The organism is Mangrovimonas xylaniphaga (assembly GCF_001280435.1).
Taxonomy (GTDB): Bacteria; Bacteroidota; Bacteroidia; order Flavobacteriales; family Flavobacteriaceae; genus Mangrovimonas_A; species Mangrovimonas_A xylaniphaga.
On record NZ_LBIP01000016.1, the window covers coordinates 177,044 to 195,835 of the forward strand.

The following is an 18,792-nucleotide window of genomic DNA, read 5'->3' on the forward strand; positions in this document are numbered from 1 at the left end:
GAAGAGATATATTCCTACAATTTTGAAAGAAAGTTGTTATTTTAGAAGAGTCAATAGCTAGAATCCTTAAGAAGGATTATTTCTAATTAATTTAAGTAGCAACTATGAATGAGATTCCAGAAGAACTAAAAAACTTTTACAGCTCAATTGAAGAACTTAATTCATTTAATATCTGGAATATTCAAAAAAAACTAAAAGCCACTAAAAACATCAAAGGTGATTGGGAAAGGAAACTCATAACTGAAAGAAAATCTCTAAACTACAACTTAAACAAGGGAGAACTAATAACAAATGTCCAAATAACAGATACCCAAGGACAAATAGTAAGTATTGGACTAGATAAAGTTGATTTAGCATATTTAAAATATCGACTGAAGTCCACAAAAAATTCTTGGTTAAAATCAAGATATGCACATCTTCTTTGGCAAGAAACAAAACATAATAAATTTGCAGAAATTGCGATAGAAAATTATAGTCAATCTATCACTATAATACAAGCAGAAGAAGCCAGAGAAATACCAATCATTCTATCTGCCATTTTATTTATAACAAGAAAAACAAAAATCAAAATTGAAGAAGCCCAGGAAACCTCCAAATTACTTCTTAACTCATTACCCAATTGGGTAAAACCTTATATTCTTAATACAATACTTGAAAACAATATTCTTTCAAAAATCGAATTAGAAAAACTCGCAAAAAGTTTACCTGATTGGGTTGAAATAAATAATCCTGCGTCCTATTCAAGCAATAAAGATATGCTTGAAATAGGAATAAGACTTTACAACCTAATATGTATTCCTCTTCATAAACTATACAACCTACTTGCGAAAAATGAAGATTTAATTCTAGACCAGCATCCAAAAGATACTGACTTTGTTAAATTCACTACAATTGGTACAAAAGCGAAATATCTTAGGCTCGCAGGAAAATTAGACGAAGCTGAAGAGAACCTAAAAGAATATTGTAGATTAAAACAAACGGTAAGACTCAATAAAGTAAGCTATCAACTTGATGACAAAGCAACAGAAATGTTCAATGACTATTTGAATATGAAATCAAATGTCATTCTCGATTTACCTACTGATTCAATCCTTGCTTTTTTTTCAATAAACGAAGATATCTTGGTTGATCCAATAGAGAATACAGAATATTCAAAAAATTCAATAAAAAACTCAATTAAGAACCTTTTTAGCACAAGTATTTTTGACATAAACAGCAACTTTAAAAACCTCAAAGAGTCAGAAAAAATTGATAAAGAAATTATTCAAAACTATATAATTACACATAGCATAAAATGTTTCAGCCTATTTTTCAAAGTTTTTGTTGATGGCATAATAAGTGGGAAACTGAATTACTATAAAATATTTCAATATTTAGAACTCCACACTTGGTACGGAATGAAATTTAAAAGGTCAATGACACATAATGAAATTGACCAGAATTCTACGTGGTTAACAATGTTAGCCCCTGGTATCCATAATTTAATAGCTCAATTTGAACTTTATGTACTTATGAATACAAATAAAATTAACAATTTTATATTAGCGCTAGATTCGTTAACAATAAAATTTGAAGGAGCCTTACGAGATTTTATTCGCTTATCAGGAGGCAATACATCAACCTCAAAAAATGGAGAGATTAAAGAACAACTTCTAGAAGAATTACTTGAAAACCCAACAACTCAAGAATATTTCACAATCCAAGATATTGAGTTATTTAAAATTACTTTTACAAGAAAAGGAAAGAATTTGAGAAATGATATAGCCCATTCCTTTTTACAATATTCTGATTATCATTTACAAAATGTTTCATTGGTTTTCTTTTGCCTTTTAAGGCTTGGCAAATACACCTTTGAAGAAGGAGCCACCAAATAATACTTGAATATTTTTATTAAAAAGGGGCACCTTAATATTATTTGTTAAATACACATAACGCAGCTTGAAAGCTTCCAATTCAGATAAAATATATCTTACCCCAACGCTATACGATGCTCCCAACCCCAAGTATTATGTTCTGGCCTTGACAGCAGGATGAGTTCACTCACTTCAAACTCCTTGAAATACTTTACATCCTTAAACAATTTAAAGCTTTTATGAAGTGTTGCGCTATCCCTTGTTTTAGCAATGGTGAGGTGTGGCGTTTTGGAAACAATTAAAGAGCTCAGCTCCCTTTGTAGATTCCTTTCCCACAACAACTTTAGTTGCGCCAGCAAGTGGTCAAATTCTTTAGACGGACTCACTTTTAACAGCAATACGTTTGAGCCCTTTTCAAACATATCAAAGCCTTCAATGGCCATTTTAAATTTCTTGGTCTTAGACAAGCTCGCAAAACACTTAATCAAAAAAGGTTCATATTGAACATCCATTTTAAACTGTACCAAGGTAATGTGCGGTTTGGATTTTGAATATTGAAGCGGCCCAAAAAGCTCTATAAATTGCGTTTTAAAAGCAGTCACTTCCTCATAAATGGGACTGGGCGGCACGATACGCAAATTGTATATTATTACTTCAGACATGGTCCTTAAAGTTTCCTTTATCCAAGCGCTACACAGAGCTCCTGCATCACCTCTGCAAATTTCTCCAAAGAATACAACCTGTCGTTGATATCGTAGACATTGGTTGATATAATAAGCTCGTCTGCCTGGGTTTGCTTTAAAAAGGCGGCCACCTGTTTCTTCACGGTCGCTTTGCTTCCCACAAAACTGTATTTGATCATGTTTAGAATGGAAGGGTGCTGCATGATTTCCTTTAAATCTGGAGTCATCTCTGTAGGTGGATTCAAATAATCGCGCTTCCCTGTAAACATCCCAACAATCATCCGCAAAGACGAGGTCTGCAAGCGTTGGGCTGCTTCATCTGTATCAGCGATAATCACATTAACTCCTGCAATAACGTAAGGAGTTTCCAAAACTTCCGAGGGGATAAATTGTGCTCTATAAATAGCCAGGGCCTCATCTAAATGCGCTGTTGCAAAATGACTGGCAAATGCATAGGGCAACCCTTTTCTAGACGCCAAATGGGCACTATCTGTACTGGAACCCAAAATATAAATGGGCACTTCTACTCCTTCGGCTACCACCGCCCTCACCTTTGCAGTTTCATTGTGCTTTGAAAAGAACCCTTGTATTTGCTCTACATCATTTGGAAAGGAATGCGAGGCCTGTAAAAAATCGGACTTTATGGCCATGGCCGTGTCACGATCGGTTCCTGGAGCTCTTCCCAATCCCAAATCTATACGATTGGGATATAAATTCCCAAGGGTTCCAAATTGCTCCGCGACAATTAATGGAGAGTGATTGGGCAACATTACCCCTCCAGATCCTACACGTATTTTTGAAGTTTGTTGGGCTACATACCCTATCAATACCGTTGGGGCGTTACTTCCTACGGCCATCATATTATGGTGTTCGGCAAACCAAATTCGGGTATAGCCCAAGACTTCCGCCTTTTGTGCCAAAGCCACCGCATTTTTATAAGTTTGTTGAACCGATTGTCCTTTAGATATCAATGCCAATTCCAAAATGGAATAGGCCGTTTGTTTTGTATTCATTCGTTTTAATTATTCGGGTGAAACCGTGATGAAAACCACGATTCAAAAGCTTCATAAAGTTGTAAAAAGGAGTCGTAAATCTTTCTGTAAATTACACACCAAACCAAAAAAGATATAACAATTTGGGAAAGAAATATTTCTATTTCTGTGAGACCAACTCGTAATCTTTTCTAGATTGTTTGATGTCACCAATATTGTCTTTAGACCATGCCACCAAACTATGGATATGTGGCAATAAAGAGCTACCCCTTTCCGTCAACTCGTATTCCACTTTTGGTGGAACCTGAGGGTAAATGGTACGTTTCACCAATCCATCGGCTTCCAGACTTTTCAAGGTCACACTCAGCATTTTTTGGGAGATGCTCACTATATAGTTATGCAATTCATTAAACCGCAATACTTTTTCTTCTTCCAAAATCAGTAAAATCAACAACGACCATTTATCACCAATCCTATCCAATACATTTCTAACCGGACATTCTTCCACATTACTGTATTTTTTTAAATTTTCTTTTTCCATACAAGCCTGATTATTACTATTACTAACTTCAAAGTAAGTATTTAACAGAAACGCAACCTATTGCATATTAAAAACTTACACAGTAACTTTGACTAACTAAAAGTTAGTTAACAACTTTTATAAATCAAATATACAACAGAAACTTTAATATACAAACATTATGAAAATAGGTATTACAGGTGCTACTGGTCAATTAGGAAGATTAGTTGTACAGGAACTATTAAAAAGAGAACTACCTGAGAATCTAGTAGCCTTGGTGCGTTCTACAGATAAAGCTAAAAATTTAGGTATCGAAGCACGTGAATTCAACTATGATGATCCTTCAAGTTTAGAAATGGCTCTAAAAGGCATTGATAGATTGGTTTTTATTTCGGCTAACGAAATAGGTCAACGGGCACGCCAACACCAAAATGTTATAAATGCTGCTAAAAAATCAAACGTTAATTGGATTGTATACACCAGTTTGCTGCGAGCAGACACCTCTACTTTAAGTTTGGCAGGTGAACATGTTGCCACAGAAGAGGCTCTCAAAGAATCAGGTATTGATACTACCATTTTACGTAATGGCTGGTATTCTGAAAACTACACTGCTTCTATCCCCAATGCCTTAGAAAATGGCGCTTTTATTGGTAGTGCAGGAAACGGAAAAATATCTTCGGCAGCTAGATTGGATTATGCAGAAGCTTTAGCTATAGTTATTACAGATGAGAGCTACAAGGATAAAACCTTAGAGCTTGGAGGCGACCAAAGCTATACTTTAACAGAACTCGCCGAAGAAATATCCAAACAATCAGGAAAAACCATTCCTTACACTAATCTTCCTGAAGCAGAATACGCCGGTATCCTATCGCAAGTAGGTGTTCCAGAAGGTCTCGCCAAAGGATTAGCCAGTTGGGACGTGTCTGCTTCCAAAGGTGACCTGTTTGACGAGACCCATCAATTGTCTAAGCTGTTGGGTAGGCCCACCACTTCTTTAGAGCAATCGGTAAAGCAAGCACTTTAAACATTACATAAAAAGGGTTCCTATTACGGAATCCTTTTTGTATATTTCTAGTATTGACCAAGCTATACGTTAAGCTGATTTCAATTGGTTATAAAATGAATAAACTGTTCCATATTTTTAAAGTTGATGCCGCCGAGGCCCAGAAAATTGCCTCGAACCCCAATGATCCACACAATCATGATTTTGAGGAGCTCCTCATTGGTGTCGAAGGCCAATTGGAACATTTTATAGACTTCAGTTCCAAAACTGTAGAAGCACCTTTTGTAAGTTTTATAACCAAAGGCAAAGTGCATCGTGTCATTCCCAAAGCTGTCAATGGCCGCTGTGATATTTGGGGCATTCGCTTTAAAAGTGAATTTATCCCAGAAACCACATTTCAACTTTATTCGCTTTACCACAACCAGGCCAACTTAAAACTCAATAAAGATTACTGTACACAACGCTTGGTATCGCTTTGTGAAATGATTTACGAAGAAACCAAACAAGAAACTCCAAATTATGCTATTATCAGGCAGCTTCTAAGTGTCGTCTTTACCATGATAGAAATAGAGCGCAAAAAAGCGGACAATTCCAACGAGTCTCTTGAAAAAACACAAAATACCACCTTCAAGAATTTTCTAACCATTCTAGAGGACAACTACCATCGGCCTGTTGGTGTAGAATTTTATGCGGAAAAGCTCTTTATGTCCTCACGCAACCTCAACATGATCTGTCAAAACATCATGGAGCAAAGCGTATCGGAACTTATTGAGACCAGAAAACTCATTGAGGCCAAAAACTTGCTCATCTCCACAGACAAAACCATTTCAGAAATAGCCTATGATTTGGGCTATAACGAGAATTCATACTTCTCTAATGTCTTCAAAAAGAAGTCTGGACAATCGCCAAGCGAATTTAGAGACGACATGAAAAAACTATTGGTTTCCTAATTCTACAATCCTATTTCCGAATAGTGTAACAACTTAACCCCTTATTGTTTTCATCTTTGTATCAGCAATTTAATCAGCTAAAAATAAAATGATTACACATGAAAACAACATTCAAAAATTCAAGAATTCTAACAATCGTTACGCTAGTATACGCAACATTGTTTAGCAGTTGTTCCCACAACAACACCAACGAACTTCAAACTAAAATAGACAAGTTAGAGGCTGAATTACAAAGCTATAAAGCACAAGAAGCTCAAATACAACAACGGCTAGCTACTTTTGACACATTAGACTTTGAGTATTTTACCAATCAAGAATGGGACAAATTTAGTCATAGCCATACGGACGATATTGTGGTGTACAATGCAGACGGAAGTACTACAAAAGGGTTGTACTCATCACATATTGACGATTTAAAACCTATGTTCATTTTTGCTCCCGACACAAAAATTGAAAAGCATCCTGTACGCTTTGGCAGTGGCGATTGGACTGCGGTAATAGGTGAATTGAAAGGAACCTTTTCAGAACCAATGCCTATTGGTGATGGAAAAACCATACCTCCTACTGGCAAAAAATTCAAATTGAGAATGGCAACCATAGGCCATTGGAAAGATGGCAAAATGATTGAAGAATACTTATTCTATGACAATCAAGATTTTATGAGACAAATAGGACTTGTTCAATAACACATAAAACATATCAAATAAACTAGAAACAGTAATTAAAATTTTTATCAAATGGCAACAACAAAATGGGTTATCGACCCCACACACAGCGACATAGGTTTTAAAGTAAAACACTTGATGATTTCCTATGTAAAAGGAACATTTACCAATTATGAAGCAAGTATCGAAGGTGAAGATTTCTCTTCATCTCCTTTAGAAGTTTCTATTGAAGCAGCCTCAATTTCAACCCACAATCCTGAAAGGGATGCCCACTTAAAAAGCGCCGACTTTTTTGATGTGGAGCAGTATAAATTCATTACCTTTAAAAGTACCTCCTTTACAAAAGTGGATGATGCTTACGAACTGGAAGGCCTACTAACCATAAAAGACGTGACCAAAACCGTCAGTTTATATGTAGAATATGGAGGTACCAATAAAGATCCTTGGGGCAACGAAAAACTGGCCTTTGAAATCACAGGAAAAATCAACCGTAAAGATTTTGGACTTAACTGGAACGCGGCTTTGGAAACTGGAGGCGTATTGGTTGGTGAAGATGTAAAAATAATGGTCGAAGTGCAATTTGTAAAGCAAGTTTTATAAATTGTTTAGGGAATGGAAAGAACGAAATTCTTAAAATCCTTGGCGTTATTACCTTTAATAAGTGCTAGCATGAATTTGAAAGATTTAAATAAAATGACCTCATCCTTGGGTAATACAGGCAAAATGCCTGTATTGTTCCTAGGGCACGGTAGCCCCATGAATGCCATTGAAGAAAATGAGTTTGTACAGGCCTTTAGAAAATTAGGTCAAGAGCTCATTCGTCCCAATGCCATTCTTTGTATTTCGGCGCACTGGGAAACTAAAGGCACCTTTGTTACGTCTATGCAACATCCGCCTACCATCCACGATTTTGGTGGGTTTCCGCAAGCATTGTTCGACGTGCAATATTCAGCACCCGGTAGCCCAGAACTGGCGCAGGAAACCAAAAACCTAATAACCAAAACCAACGTTGGTTTGGATGAAAAATGGGGATTGGACCACGGTGCTTGGAGTGTTATTAAACATCTGTACCCCAATGCAGATATCCCTGTAATACAAATGAGTATTGATTATTCGCAACCACCAAGTTATCATTATGAATTGGCCAAGGAAATTCAAAAGCTGCGCCACAAGGGGGTATTGATTATAGGAAGTGGCAATATGGTACACAATCTGCGAAAAGTGGCCTGGAACAGATTGAATGAAGAGTTTGCCTATGATTGGGCTTTAGAGGCTAACGAAAAAATGAAAAGCTATATTTTGGATGATAATCATCAGAACCTTATCAACTTTAGATCTCAAGGAAAAGCCTTTGATTTGGCCATTCCTACACCAGAGCATTATTTACCTCTGCTCTACACTTTGGCCTTAAAGGACAAGAATGAAGAGGTTACCCTGTTTAATGACAAACCCGTAGGTGGTTCCTTGACCATGACGTCTTTAAAAATTGAAACTGTTTAAGAAGCTTTCAGTTCATAAAAAAACAAGAGTATCTAGCTCTTTCTTTTATAAAAAAACGCCCACTGTACAGTGGGCGTTTTGCAGTAACCAAAAACAACCGTTATTACTTAGAAGCGCAACAATCGCCTTCTTTCTTTACACCAAATTTAGAGAGGATGTCCTCCATCAAACACCATTTGGTAATTCCAGACTGCAACAAGTTGGCCCCTACAAATAAGGTAAACCATAACCAATTTTCGTTTACAAACATGCCAAGCAATACGCTAATAATTATAAACGTCCCTGCAATAACACGGATATATCTATTCATCATAACTTTATATTTTTAGTGTTAAATACTCTTTTCTATAGGAATAACAATCGCCCTTATTGGGTTATTGGTTTCCATATTACTGTTGAATTCCTGAATCAACTTAAACAATAGATCTATATTGGCCTCTTCTGTAAAAGAGAAGAACAAAATGGACTCATTTCCGCTGGATTCTCCTGGAAACCAACTGCTGGTAGCCAATACAGCGGGTACGTTTTTATAACCATCAATATCCGAACTACTAAAACTCTCAATATTGGCTTGCCTAAAGAGTTTTAAGACGTCTTTTTGAAAGTCTTCTACAGCCGTAACTATTACTAATTTCATTTCCTGTGTTTTTTAATTATGCTTTTTACGCTCAATCATATAATATACCAATGGCACTACCAACAAGGTAAATACTGTGGACACAATAGTCCCTCCCATTAGGGAGATTGCCAACCCTTGGAAAATAGGGTCGAACAAGATCACAAAGGCTCCAATTACTACCGTTCCTGCCGTTAACAAAATTGGTGTGGTACGCACAGCTCCCGCTTCAATGGCAGCCTGTTTCAGTGGCACGCCTTCGGCTACTCTTAGGTTGATAAAATCAATTAACAATACCGAGTTCCGTACCATGATTCCCGCAAGGGCAATCATTCCGATAAATGAGGTCGCGGTGAAAAATGCTCCCATAATCCAGTGTCCTAAAATAATTCCGATCAATGACAATGGAATGGCCACCATCATTACCACAGGTGCTTTAAAGTTTTGGAACCATCCTACGATTAGAATGTAGATCAAGATAATGGCTCCCATAAAGGCAATTCCCAAATCCCTAAATACTTCCAAGGTAATTTGCCATTCACCATCCCATTTTACGGTATAGTCATCTTCAAACTCGGGTTGGTTGATGTATAATTCCTCCAAAGCATAGCCTTCAGGTAAATCGATCTCTTTCAGTTTCTTTTCCATTCCTAAAATGGCATAGGCAGGACTTTCCAAAGTTCCAGCCATATCGGCCAATACATATACCACACGCTTTTGGTTCTTTCTATAGATACTCTTGGCGCGGGTTACCGGATTGATGTCTACCAAATCACTAATGGATACCATATTCCCCATTTGAGATTTCACCTGCAATTGGGCAATATCCTGAATGGTGGACTTTTCCTTTTCATCCAAACTCAACACCAAACCAACTTGACGGAAGGCATCCTCATCGTACAAATTGGTAATCGCACGATTGGACAAGGCCAAATTCAAGGTATGGGTAATTTGTTGAGGGGCCACACCGTACAACATGGCCTTTTCCTTATTGATAACAAACTCATACTCCACCTGATCTGCTTCTACCATCCAATCGATATCCACCACATCATCGGTATTTTTGAGAATGGTCTGAATGCTGTCGGCAATGGCAATTTGCTCATCATAATCTGGACCGTACACCTCAGCTACAATGGTAGACAAAACTGGAGGCCCTGGCGGTACTTCCACCAATTTTACATTAGCATTGTACTTAGCGGCAATCTTTTGAATATCCGGACGTAACAACTTGGCAATATCATGACTCTGCGCACTACGCTCCCCTTTATCAATAAGGTTCACCTGAATATCCGCCATATTGCTACCACCACGCAAATCGTAGTGTCTTACCAATCCATTAAAAGTAATTGGCGCTGAAGTCCCTATATAATTTTGATAGCTCACCACTTCCGGTCTGGTAGAAAGGTATTGTGAAATTTCCTGAGCCACTATAGCAGTACGCTCCAACGTGGTGCCTTCAGGCATGTCAATCACCACTTGAAATTCATTTTTGTTATCAAAAGGCAACATTTTCACCGCTACGGAATTCGTCATAAACAGTCCCATAGACCCTAGCAACAAGACAAAGGTAAAGCCTAGGAACAACCAACGCTTAAAGCGATTTTCCAATAATGGACGCTCAAATTTGTTATACATTCTGTAGATAAAGGTTTCTTCCAGCGGCTTCTCTGTTTTCTCTTTATGCTGCTTGTTATCCTTTTCACGTAAAAATATGTACCCTAAATACGGTGTGATGGTCAAGGCTACAAACAAAGACAGAATCATAGCTATAGATGCCCCAATTGGCATTGGTGCCATATAAGGCCCCATCAATCCAGATACAAAGGCCATTGGCAATACCGAAGCAATTACCGTGAAAGTCGCCAAAATGGTAGGGTTCCCAACTTCATTGATCGCATACAAGGCTGCCTGCTTAAACGGCAAGCGTTTCATTTTGAAATGCCTATGCATGTTTTCTGCTATAATAATGGAGTCATCAACCACAATACCTGTTACAAATACTAAAGCGAAAAGCGTAATTCTATTCAATGTGTAATCCAACATGTAGTAGCTCAACAAGGTCAAGGCAAAAGTGATAGGCACCGATAAAAATACTACCAAACCACCACGCCATCCCATGGCCAACATTACAACAAAGGTTACGGCAATGATAGAACCAATAAGGTGCAATAACAATTCCGATACTTTGTGTGAAGCGGTTTCTCCATAGTTACGGGTGACTTCCACATGCACATCGTCTGGAATCAAGGTTTTTTCCAAATGCGATACTTTCTCAAGGATCACATCGGCAATTTTCATGGCATCGGCACCTTTTCTTTTGGCCACCGAAATAGTTACCGCTGAATATTCCGAAGGAAACTCAGCTGCTTTTTCACTTCCCTGTCCAAATCCCAAACTCACATAGTTTACGGGTACTTCTGGCCCGTCTATAATTTTAGAAACCTGCTTTAGGTAAATAGGTTTGTTATCCTGAACACCTACTACCAAGTTCTCAACATCGCTCACCGTTTTAAGGAAATCTCCAGAGCTCACCAAAAACTCGGTATCGTTTTTATCAAAGCTTCCTGCTCCCATTTGGGCATTATTGGCCTGAATCATTTTGGATACTTCCAAAAAGTCCAATCCACTAGCTGCCAACTTATCTTTATCCAAGACCACACTAAGCTGTCTGTCTCGCCCTCCAATTTTATGGGTAATGGCAACATCGCCTACCTTTTCAATTTCGTTTCGGAGCTCTTGGGCCATTTGTCCCAATTGGTAATCGTCATAGGTTTCGCTCCACAAGGTCAATCCCAACATAGGCACATCGTCTATGGCACGCGTTTTCACCAAAGGCATGGTTACACCTTGCGGCATTTGATCCATATGCTTATTGATCTCATTGTACAGCTTTACAAAGGAACGCTCGATGTCTTCTCCCACATAAAACTGAACGATTACCATTCCCTGTTCCTTCATTGATGTAGAATACACATACTCTACCCCTTTGATATTGCTAATCAGTTTTTCCAAAGGCTTGATCACACGCGACTCAACCTCAGTTGGGCTAGCGCCTGGATACCCCACAAAAATATCGGCCATCGGCACATCAATTTGTGGCTCTTCTTCCCTAGGAATTAAAAATGAACTATAGACCCCAATGACCATAAACACAATCATAAGGAGCACTGTAAGCTTAGAGCCTATAAAGCTCTTGGCTATTTTTCCTGCTAAACCTTCTTTCATCTGTTCTGCTTATTTAATGGTTATTGAAGCTCCGTTGTATAATTTACCTTCAGCTGAAACAATATAAGTTTCGCTGCTATCCAAACCGGACAATACTTCTACTTGATCTCCATAGGTACGGCCCAATCGTAACCAACGTAATACTGCGGTGTTATTTTGGCTTACCGTATAGACGCCCGTTAATTGCCCCTTGGTAACAATTGCTGAAGTTGGCAACAAAACCATTTGTTTTTGGGTAGTGCCTTCCATAGGGAATTGTACTGTGGCAAACATGCCTGACAGAATCTTATCATCTGCTTTAGGCAAGGCTATCTTTACCACATATTGCCCTCCTGTATGTTTTGCTGAAGTACTTACTTCCGTTACGTTCCCTTCATAGGTTTTATTGGTTGCTTTTACCAATACCTCTACTTTTTGATTTTTGGCCACTTTTGAAATATCCGATTCCGGCACCATGGCAATAACCTCAAAGTTCCCAGGACCTTCCACAGATACCAATGGCATTCCTGGATTCGCCATATCTCCTGCCTTTACTGTAGTAGCTGTTACCACTCCATTAAAAGGCGCTGTAATATTGGTATAGGCCATTTGGGCATTGATTTCATTTTTCTGTTGCTTAGCCGCCTCTAGATTGGCTGCTGCCATATCATATCTAGCCGTGATATCATCAAATTCCTTTTGGGTTGCACTGTTTTGTGCAAATAGGTTTTTGTAGCGGTTATAGTCCTTTTCGGCATTTTTAAACGCTGCAGTTGCTTGGGTGATGCCCGCATTGATTTGTGCGCGCTTGGCCTCAAGGTCACTATTATTGATAGCTACCAACAATTGCCCTTTTCTTACTTGGTCCCCCACTTTTACGGGCACACTGTTTACATACCCCATAAAACGGGTGCTCAAATCGGCACTGTTTACGGCCTGTACTTTCCCGCTAACACTTAAAAAAGTACTATTTCCATCGGCCTTAATAGGACTTACGGTTACGGCTACTGCCGGTCCCTTTTGCGATTCCTGTTTTGCGTCCTTGCTTCCGCAGCTCATAAACAATGCTGTTACAGCTACGATTGATAATGTGTATAATGTTTTCATATGTATATCTGTCTTGCTTAGTAATTTATTTGGTTAGAAACTGCACATAAGCCTGTGCATAGTTATATTCGAAAATAGTTTGGTAATATTCCAATTGCTTTTGGGCAAAGAGTGTCTCAGACATCAACAAATCGGTAGTTTTCTCCAGGCCTTCCTCAAAACGATTGGTTCTGATGCGTAACGATTCTTCCGATTGATCCAAGGCCAATTTGGACAGTTGCAATCTGTTTTTGGCATCATTCAACATGCGCTTGGCTTTGTTGAGTTCCATTTGGCTTTGTGAGACATATTGTTCATACTGAAGTTTGGACGTTTCAAACTCGGCTCTACTTTTTTGAGCTTTTCCAAAACGCTTGGTTCCTTCCAATATATTCCAGCTCAAAGATGCTCCAAACAGATACCCACTGGCATCGGCATGAAAAATTTGATCGTCATACAACTCATAACTTCCAAAGGCATTAAGACGTGGTAAAAAGGTCATTTTATCGGCCTTGTATTGGGTTTCATAGGCATTGCTTGCCAACTCCATCGCCTTGATATCTGAACGTTCTTTGGAAATCATCAAGGCATTCTCTTCCGTTAACATCTCCGCTTCAAGCGCATCTGTTGGAAGATACACCACATCCTGGCTAGTATTCATTAAAAAGGAGATGTAGTTTGAAGCGTTTTGCACTTGGCTCTTGGCCGTTTGCAATTGATTTCTCACTTCGGTCACCCTCACCTCAACGGCCAACACATCCGACTTTTGCAAGTAGCCTTGAATATAACTGTTGTCTGCCAATTGCTTATTGGCCAAAGCAGCTTCCAAAGCCTGTTCCAACACCTCTACGCCCTTATAGGCCAATTGCAGTTGCATATAGGCCTTGTCCACTTCAAACGTGAGATAGTCTTTGGTACGCTCACTTTGTAGTGCCGTGGCTTCCATTTTGGATTTAGCAGCCTTACGTTGGTAAAAACCATCCACATTGATCAAGGGTTGTTGAATCTCGAACTTGGTAGCAAAATTTTGAATTTGCTGTGGATCGTTTAAAAGATCTGGATTAAAATCGGCGGCCGTTACTATTTCTTGGTTCAATTTAGAACCAAAGGCCATTAAAGGATTTGTTGTAGAAATCCCTGTATGCGATGCCGTAATGTTTGGCAAAAAGACAGCATTGGTCTGCCTAAAATCTGCCCTAGCGGCATTGAACTGTTCTTCGGAAATTTTGAGGCTGTGATTGGATTCAACCACGGCATCCAAAACCTCCGATTTAGCAATAGGCACCTCGGTTTGGGCGTTCCCTGAAAACTGTAAGCCTATCAGCGTTATTACAAAAATATATAAACGATGCTTCATAATGTATTCTTAAATGTTGGGACAAAAATACATTTGAAAAAAAGGGTTGTCAGTAACTTAGGTTACCAAGCCTTTTTGTCACATGCTTAGTTTTTAACGCAAAAGCGCCCACTGTACAGTGAGCGCTCTATTATAAGTTTCATAAGGACTAAACCTCGTAAGGTTGGTCCTTTAGCAAATCTTCAACCACATCCAATTCAAACAGGGTTTCAAATTCATCGCAGGAATCCCTAAGGAATTTTCTAATTTTATTGGCGCTCTCCGGAAGGTTCTTGCCTGCCGACTGCCATGTTTCATAATCGGGCCATTGGGCATAGGCGATATAATGTGAATCATTTTTTTTATGCAGTCGAGACCCTAAACCACCCTCGTACTGATGGACAAGTTCGGTAAGTTCTTTCCAGCCATTTACAAATGTAGCTTCCAAACCTTCTTTTACTTTAAACGAATAAATTACGGCAAACATAGGCTCCTGGTTTTAAAAATTCTGTTCATCGGCCGAAGGTCCATAGCTAGCTGGAACTGGAATTCCCAACAAACGGTAATATACACCCAATTGCGCTCTATGATGGGTTATTTGATTGAGGGAATGCCTTATGGCTCCATATTTAGACCATTCCTTTATGGTGTGTCCATTCATCTTCAATGCCCAGACATCACTTAAATCGGCTTCGTTGGCTGCTCTAAGCGCGGCCATGTTTTTTTCATACTTCTCATTAAGGGTCTGCTCCAACTCCTGGGCGTTTTCCTTCAATTTTGGTCCGTCGCCTTCTTTAAAGTCCAATTCATCCGTAGTCAATACTACTTCTGGCCATCCAAATATTTCTGCTATATGGGTACTTAAGTGTCCCATTTTCATGCTCTTTTCATGAGGGGCATAGTCATTCTTATCGTTGGGGTACAATTTGAAGAACTTTTGGGTGATTTGATATTCCTCCAATAATTCGTCCTGAAGATTTTTAAGGCTGTCCATAATGCTCATTATTTTTGATTAACAAGCTAAATTTAAAGCTTTTAAATTTAGCCAATTCAAAGTGAACGTTAATATTACCTTATCTCTAGATTGCCAGTAAAAAAGGTCTTGCAAACTTCTGATTCATCCTATAAATACAGACGAGAAACAGCATACAATTTCTTAATCCTTACTTTCAGGTATGATTAGGAAGGGCACCTTTAATTGGCTACCTATTTTTTTAATTACAGGCTCTCTTGTTAAACTTTCATATAAACTATGCTGGTAACTCACCATAGCCAACATATCTATGTTGTGCTCGTCCACAAAATCATTGATTTCCGTAGCTTTTTTGGCATAATGAGGCATCCAATGGAAGCTATGGTCTAAGTCCTGCATATACTCCTTAACAGCGTTCACATTATAGGTTTGTATTTCCGTAAGCTTCGATTCAGTATTGATGTGTACCACATTAATTTTGGAGTTGAACAACTCGGCAATATTCTTGATTGCTCCCATTTCGGTTGGACTGTAAAAACGGTTGTAATCGGTTGGGAACGCAATTTGTTTTGGGGGCACAAATTCACTTTTATCCGGAATAGCCAAAATTGGACAATTCTTTATTCTACCAATAATGCCTACCGTATTACTGCCAAACAACATGCCTTTGGCACCTGTAGCACCTGTGGTTCCCATCACAATTAAGTTGATGTGATATTTTCTTATGTAGGCTTCAACAGATTCTCCCAGGTTTCCTGCACTTAAAATGATTTCAAATGAATGATTTGGATTTGTGTTGGCAGCCTCCACAGTTTCTTTTAACTTGGTCAATTCCTTGAGGTTGCTCTCCCGCATCACATCATTATACTTTTTGGACATATTGGCCATGGCAGAAATCTTTTCATTCTTGCAATGCAGCAAATAGAAAGTACATTCTTCTTCAGCTAATAATTTAAGCGCATAAACTGTGGCATTCCACGCATTATCAGAGAAATCAGTCGGCAATAATATCTGGTATTTCATGATCTTAGTAGTGTTGATGTATGTCAATTTACCCTATAAAATTAAAACAATTTAGTTCGCTATACAATGACATTTATCAGCCATCTCTCACAAATGGTTTTGTTGATCAATATTATGCTTGTATAACACTTCTAAATCACTACTCAAAATCAAGTCTTTATGAGAAATATCATAAGCTTTATCATAATTCTTGGGTATCTTTATAAATAACAAATAATCCTGCAATGAAAACCATATTACTGTTAACAGACTTTTCGCAGAACTCTATCAATGCCATTCGTTACGCCTTAAATTTATTCAAGGGCAAAAACATGCAGTATTATTTGTTACATGTGAAAAGTGCGACCGCTTTCACCTCGGACGATTTAATGGTGGCTGGTGGACAGCCCATTTACCAAGCCCTGATAAGCCCCGCAAAAAAACGCCTTGCAGCCTTAGTGGATACTCTTCAACGCGAATTTGAGCTTAGCGACAACAGTATCGAATATTTGGTTGATTTTGATATTCTCACCAATGCCATACAACAGGTCATTACCTCTAAAGATATCGATATGGTAGTTATGGGTACCAACGGAGCTACAGGTGCCCAAGAAGTCATTTTTGGAAGCAACACCATTAATGTTATCAGAAAAGTGGACTGCCCTACTTTGGTGATCCCAGAAGGCTTTGAATACCGTCCTCCAAAAAACACCATTCTTCCTTTGGACGAAGACACTTCTATGGATGATGCCGCTTTCAAAAAGGGTATTTTAAGCTTTATATCAACCTTTGAGAGCTCCCTACATGTATTAAGAATCCACCCCCACAATCCAAAACGGATAGATTTAAAAAAAGAAGAAGATCTTAAAGTACTCCAAACACTTGATACCCCTATCAATTATCAATATCATGTAATAAACAATGTTCCCGTGTATTATGCCTCCCATAGTTACATACAGACCAACCCTATCGATCTGGTAACCCTAATCACGCACAGGGAACGTTTTTTTGAGCGCTATTTATCCACCTCATCCACAGCAAGAATCAGCAACAATCTTACCCTGCCATTATTAATTTTCCATAGTCATTAAACAGCCTTATTTATTGGCCACCACACTTACAATACCAATAAGAAAGATGAGAATTAAAACGAAATTCCGAAACTGCTCTTGAGATACGCGCTCCAAGATTTTTTTGCCTATCCAAGTCCCTACAACACTTATCACAATCAAAATTGGAATCAAATACATAAAGTCCTTGCGCATATACCCATTGAAATAGTACACAATGGTACGGCTGAAATCCACCGCTAAATCGATTACCGCAGAAGTGGCAATAAATTTATCCTTATCCATTTTAAAGGCTGCCATGGTAATTCCTCTAATAGCGCCACCGGTCCCTAGAAGCCCTGCACTCAATCCAGACAACGAACCTCCTACAATGGCATTTGGAGCATTAGGAATAACTCGAAGTTTACTGAATATTAAAAAAATTAAACTCATGAGCATTAAAAATGCCCCCAACACATACGTTAATACCTTAGGATTAAAATATTTACTAAAATATGCTCCTACGGACACAAAAATAACCGCTGGAATACCCAATGTTAAAACCAGTTTTTTATCAAATCCCTTTTTGAACAAAACAATTTTACTGGTATTACTTGCCAAATGGTACAAGGCCGTAAGCCCAAGAACGGATTGAAAGTCGAAGAAAAAATTGGCAATAGGCACAAAGTACACCGAAGATCCAAACCCACCAATAGTTCCCAAAACTTCGGCAAGCAGAGAAAGCAATACAAAAATTGGGAGGTATTTGGTCAACATTAAAAAAACAATAGCATTGGATTAAGAGGCTTTAACTATTTGAAGTTACGCACTTTTACAAACAAAAAAAAGCAGAAAGCGGTTATCCCTTACTTTCTGCCTTTTTCACTATCAATTAACCTCAATAACTTTTTTTAGAGACTCGTTGGCGTTTTCTCTTTTTAGAAGGTTCAACTTTAAAATACCATCTTTGTATTTTGCTTTAACCTCTTGGTCCATAGCAACAGATTTTGGTAATTTCAAAGAGCGTTCAAAGTAATTATAGTTGAATTCTCTACGCTTGTAGCCGTGTTCTTCATTTTCCTCTACTTCATTTTCCTTCTTGCCACAAACACGTAGCACATTGTCATCAATAGTCACTTCGAAGTCCTTTTTAGAGAACCCAGGAGCCGCAAATTCAATTTCAAAGTCTTTGTCATGTTCGGTAACATTCATCGCAGGCATTGAATTGTCCTCGTCAAATAAATCGTTGTTGAAAAAAGCATCAGAGCCCAACAGCGATTTTAAACCCTCATCATCCCAAAATGGGAGTAATCGGTTTCTTTTGTTAAATTTAATAAGTGACATGACCTTAATTTTA

Annotated in this window: 20 protein-coding genes; 7 read left to right on the forward strand and 13 right to left on the reverse strand. The window is 38.4% G+C overall.

Features of this window, described 5'->3' with window-relative positions:
- Nucleotides 1-104 precede the first annotated feature (104 nt).
- Nucleotides 105-1,874 carry a DUF4209 domain-containing protein gene (locus tag ZA06_RS09460; RefSeq protein WP_053977229.1) on the forward strand — a complete coding sequence of 590 codons (1,770 nt, stop codon included), beginning with the start codon at nucleotides 105-107 and terminating at the stop codon, nucleotides 1,872-1,874.
- 95 nt (nucleotides 1,875-1,969) lie between these two features.
- On the opposite strand, the gene ZA06_RS09465 is transcribed toward ZA06_RS09460, so the two are convergent.
- The 3 genes from ZA06_RS09465 to ZA06_RS09475 all read right to left on the reverse strand — a co-directional run bounded on the left by ZA06_RS09465 (nucleotide 1,970) and on the right by ZA06_RS09475 (nucleotide 4,069).
- Nucleotides 1,970-2,515 carry a 2'-5' RNA ligase family protein gene (locus ZA06_RS09465; protein ID WP_053977230.1) on the reverse strand — a complete coding sequence of 182 codons (546 nt, stop codon included), beginning with the start codon at nucleotides 2,513-2,515 and terminating at the stop codon, nucleotides 1,970-1,972.
- A 17-nt stretch (nucleotides 2,516-2,532) separates the two neighbouring features.
- Complete coding sequence (locus ZA06_RS09470) at nucleotides 2,533-3,549, reverse strand: LLM class flavin-dependent oxidoreductase (protein ID WP_053977231.1); 1,017 nt, start codon at nucleotides 3,547-3,549, stop codon at nucleotides 2,533-2,535.
- Between the two features lie 139 nt (nucleotides 3,550-3,688).
- Nucleotides 3,689-4,069, reverse strand: a complete 381-nt coding sequence (locus tag ZA06_RS09475) for a winged helix-turn-helix transcriptional regulator (RefSeq protein ID WP_053977232.1) — start codon at nucleotides 4,067-4,069, stop codon at nucleotides 3,689-3,691.
- A 160-nt stretch (nucleotides 4,070-4,229) separates the two neighbouring features.
- Between ZA06_RS09475 and ZA06_RS09480 the strand changes: the two genes are divergently transcribed.
- The 5 genes from ZA06_RS09480 (at nucleotide 4,230) to ygiD (ending at nucleotide 8,166) form a co-directional block, all read left to right on the forward strand.
- Nucleotides 4,230-5,072: an SDR family oxidoreductase gene (locus ZA06_RS09480; RefSeq protein ID WP_053977233.1), complete on the forward strand. Its 843-nt coding sequence runs from the start codon at nucleotides 4,230-4,232 to the stop codon at nucleotides 5,070-5,072.
- 95 nt (nucleotides 5,073-5,167) lie between these two features.
- Complete coding sequence (locus tag ZA06_RS09485) at nucleotides 5,168-6,001, forward strand: helix-turn-helix domain-containing protein (protein WP_053977234.1); 834 nt, start codon at nucleotides 5,168-5,170, stop codon at nucleotides 5,999-6,001.
- A gap of 98 nt (nucleotides 6,002-6,099) precedes the next feature.
- Nucleotides 6,100-6,687 (forward strand): ester cyclase, encoded by a 588-nt coding sequence (locus ZA06_RS09490; protein WP_053977235.1) that lies wholly within the window; start codon nucleotides 6,100-6,102, stop codon nucleotides 6,685-6,687.
- 51 nt (nucleotides 6,688-6,738) lie between these two features.
- On the forward strand, nucleotides 6,739-7,266 hold the full coding sequence (locus ZA06_RS09495) for a YceI family protein (protein WP_053977236.1): 528 nt from the start codon (nucleotides 6,739-6,741) through the stop codon (nucleotides 7,264-7,266).
- Between the two features lie 69 nt (nucleotides 7,267-7,335).
- Entirely contained in the window at nucleotides 7,336-8,166 is an 831-nt protein-coding gene (gene ygiD / locus ZA06_RS09500) for a 4,5-DOPA-extradiol-dioxygenase (RefSeq protein ID WP_053977312.1), read from the forward strand.
- Between the two features lie 103 nt (nucleotides 8,167-8,269).
- Here ygiD and ZA06_RS09505 read toward each other — a convergent pair whose 3' ends face one another.
- The 8 genes from ZA06_RS09505 to ZA06_RS09540 form a co-directional block, all read right to left on the reverse strand.
- Nucleotides 8,270-8,479, reverse strand: coding sequence for a YgaP family membrane protein (locus ZA06_RS09505; protein ID WP_053977237.1), 210 nt, complete (start codon nucleotides 8,477-8,479; stop codon nucleotides 8,270-8,272).
- Nucleotides 8,480-8,497: 18 nt separating this feature from the next.
- Nucleotides 8,498-8,803 (reverse strand): hypothetical protein, encoded by a 306-nt coding sequence (locus ZA06_RS09510; RefSeq protein ID WP_053977238.1) that lies wholly within the window; start codon nucleotides 8,801-8,803, stop codon nucleotides 8,498-8,500.
- Nucleotides 8,804-8,815: 12 nt separating this feature from the next.
- A complete protein-coding gene (locus ZA06_RS09515; protein ID WP_053977239.1) occupies nucleotides 8,816-12,010 on the reverse strand; it encodes an efflux RND transporter permease subunit in 3,195 nt (1,064 codons plus the stop codon).
- Nucleotides 12,011-12,019: 9 nt separating this feature from the next.
- Nucleotides 12,020-13,096: an efflux RND transporter periplasmic adaptor subunit gene (locus tag ZA06_RS09520; RefSeq protein ID WP_053977240.1), complete on the reverse strand. Its 1,077-nt coding sequence runs from the start codon at nucleotides 13,094-13,096 to the stop codon at nucleotides 12,020-12,022.
- 25 nt (nucleotides 13,097-13,121) lie between these two features.
- Nucleotides 13,122-14,432, reverse strand: coding sequence for a TolC family protein (locus ZA06_RS09525; RefSeq protein WP_053977241.1), 1,311 nt, complete (start codon nucleotides 14,430-14,432; stop codon nucleotides 13,122-13,124).
- Nucleotides 14,433-14,580: 148 nt separating this feature from the next.
- Nucleotides 14,581-14,898: an antibiotic biosynthesis monooxygenase family protein gene (locus tag ZA06_RS09530; RefSeq protein ID WP_053977242.1), complete on the reverse strand. Its 318-nt coding sequence runs from the start codon at nucleotides 14,896-14,898 to the stop codon at nucleotides 14,581-14,583.
- A gap of 12 nt (nucleotides 14,899-14,910) precedes the next feature.
- Nucleotides 14,911-15,405, reverse strand: coding sequence for a DinB family protein (locus ZA06_RS09535; protein WP_053977313.1), 495 nt, complete (start codon nucleotides 15,403-15,405; stop codon nucleotides 14,911-14,913).
- Nucleotides 15,406-15,567: 162 nt separating this feature from the next.
- Nucleotides 15,568-16,407, reverse strand: a complete 840-nt coding sequence (locus tag ZA06_RS09540; protein ID WP_053977243.1) for a universal stress protein — start codon at nucleotides 16,405-16,407, stop codon at nucleotides 15,568-15,570.
- 224 nt (nucleotides 16,408-16,631) lie between these two features.
- Here ZA06_RS09540 and ZA06_RS09545 point away from each other — a divergent pair, with 224 nt between their 5' ends.
- Complete coding sequence (locus tag ZA06_RS09545) at nucleotides 16,632-17,477, forward strand: universal stress protein (protein WP_053977244.1); 846 nt, start codon at nucleotides 16,632-16,634, stop codon at nucleotides 17,475-17,477.
- Nucleotides 17,478-17,483: 6 nt separating this feature from the next.
- Here ZA06_RS09545 and ZA06_RS09550 read toward each other — a convergent pair whose 3' ends face one another.
- Together ZA06_RS09550 and ZA06_RS09555 are read right to left on the reverse strand one after the other, a co-directional pair.
- Nucleotides 17,484-18,212: a sulfite exporter TauE/SafE family protein gene (locus ZA06_RS09550; protein WP_053977245.1), complete on the reverse strand. Its 729-nt coding sequence runs from the start codon at nucleotides 18,210-18,212 to the stop codon at nucleotides 17,484-17,486.
- A gap of 111 nt (nucleotides 18,213-18,323) precedes the next feature.
- Nucleotides 18,324-18,779, reverse strand: a complete 456-nt coding sequence (locus ZA06_RS09555; RefSeq protein WP_053977314.1) for an Hsp20/alpha crystallin family protein — start codon at nucleotides 18,777-18,779, stop codon at nucleotides 18,324-18,326.
- Between the last annotated feature and the right edge of the window lie 13 nt (nucleotides 18,780-18,792).

Excerpts from the sequence above, each read along its gene's own strand:
- ZA06_RS09475 (WP_053977232.1), bottom strand. The coding sequence starts at position 4,069 with ATGGAAAAAGAAAATTTAAAAAAATACAGTAATGTGGAAGAATGTCCG.
- ZA06_RS09525 (WP_053977241.1), bottom strand. The coding sequence starts at position 14,432 with ATGAAGCATCGTTTATATATTTTTGTAATAACGCTGATAGGCTTACAG.
- ZA06_RS09520 (WP_053977240.1), bottom strand. The coding sequence starts at position 13,096 with ATGAAAACATTATACACATTATCAATCGTAGCTGTAACAGCATTGTTT.
- ZA06_RS09510 (WP_053977238.1), bottom strand. The coding sequence starts at position 8,803 with ATGAAATTAGTAATAGTTACGGCTGTAGAAGACTTTCAAAAAGACGTC.
- ZA06_RS09540 (WP_053977243.1), bottom strand. The coding sequence starts at position 16,407 with ATGAAATACCAGATATTATTGCCGACTGATTTCTCTGATAATGCGTGG.
- ZA06_RS09460 (WP_053977229.1), top strand. The coding sequence starts at position 105 with ATGAATGAGATTCCAGAAGAACTAAAAAACTTTTACAGCTCAATTGAA.
- ZA06_RS09515 (WP_053977239.1), bottom strand. The coding sequence starts at position 12,010 with ATGAAAGAAGGTTTAGCAGGAAAAATAGCCAAGAGCTTTATAGGCTCT.
- ZA06_RS09495 (WP_053977236.1), top strand. The coding sequence starts at position 6,739 with ATGGCAACAACAAAATGGGTTATCGACCCCACACACAGCGACATAGGT.
- ZA06_RS09555 (WP_053977314.1), bottom strand. The coding sequence starts at position 18,779 with ATGTCACTTATTAAATTTAACAAAAGAAACCGATTACTCCCATTTTGG.
- ZA06_RS09545 (WP_053977244.1), top strand. The coding sequence starts at position 16,632 with ATGAAAACCATATTACTGTTAACAGACTTTTCGCAGAACTCTATCAAT.
- ZA06_RS09490 (WP_053977235.1), top strand. The coding sequence starts at position 6,100 with ATGAAAACAACATTCAAAAATTCAAGAATTCTAACAATCGTTACGCTA.
- ZA06_RS09535 (WP_053977313.1), bottom strand. The coding sequence starts at position 15,405 with ATGGACAGCCTTAAAAATCTTCAGGACGAATTATTGGAGGAATATCAA.
- ZA06_RS09485 (WP_053977234.1), top strand. The coding sequence starts at position 5,168 with ATGAATAAACTGTTCCATATTTTTAAAGTTGATGCCGCCGAGGCCCAG.
- ZA06_RS09530 (WP_053977242.1), bottom strand. The coding sequence starts at position 14,898 with ATGTTTGCCGTAATTTATTCGTTTAAAGTAAAAGAAGGTTTGGAAGCT.
- ZA06_RS09480 (WP_053977233.1), top strand. The coding sequence starts at position 4,230 with ATGAAAATAGGTATTACAGGTGCTACTGGTCAATTAGGAAGATTAGTT.
- ZA06_RS09465 (WP_053977230.1), bottom strand. The coding sequence starts at position 2,515 with ATGTCTGAAGTAATAATATACAATTTGCGTATCGTGCCGCCCAGTCCC.
- ZA06_RS09550 (WP_053977245.1), bottom strand. The coding sequence starts at position 18,212 with ATGTTGACCAAATACCTCCCAATTTTTGTATTGCTTTCTCTGCTTGCC.
- ZA06_RS09470 (WP_053977231.1), bottom strand. The coding sequence starts at position 3,549 with ATGAATACAAAACAAACGGCCTATTCCATTTTGGAATTGGCATTGATA.
- ZA06_RS09505 (WP_053977237.1), bottom strand. The coding sequence starts at position 8,479 with ATGATGAATAGATATATCCGTGTTATTGCAGGGACGTTTATAATTATT.
- ygiD (WP_053977312.1), top strand. The coding sequence starts at position 7,336 with ATGAATTTGAAAGATTTAAATAAAATGACCTCATCCTTGGGTAATACA.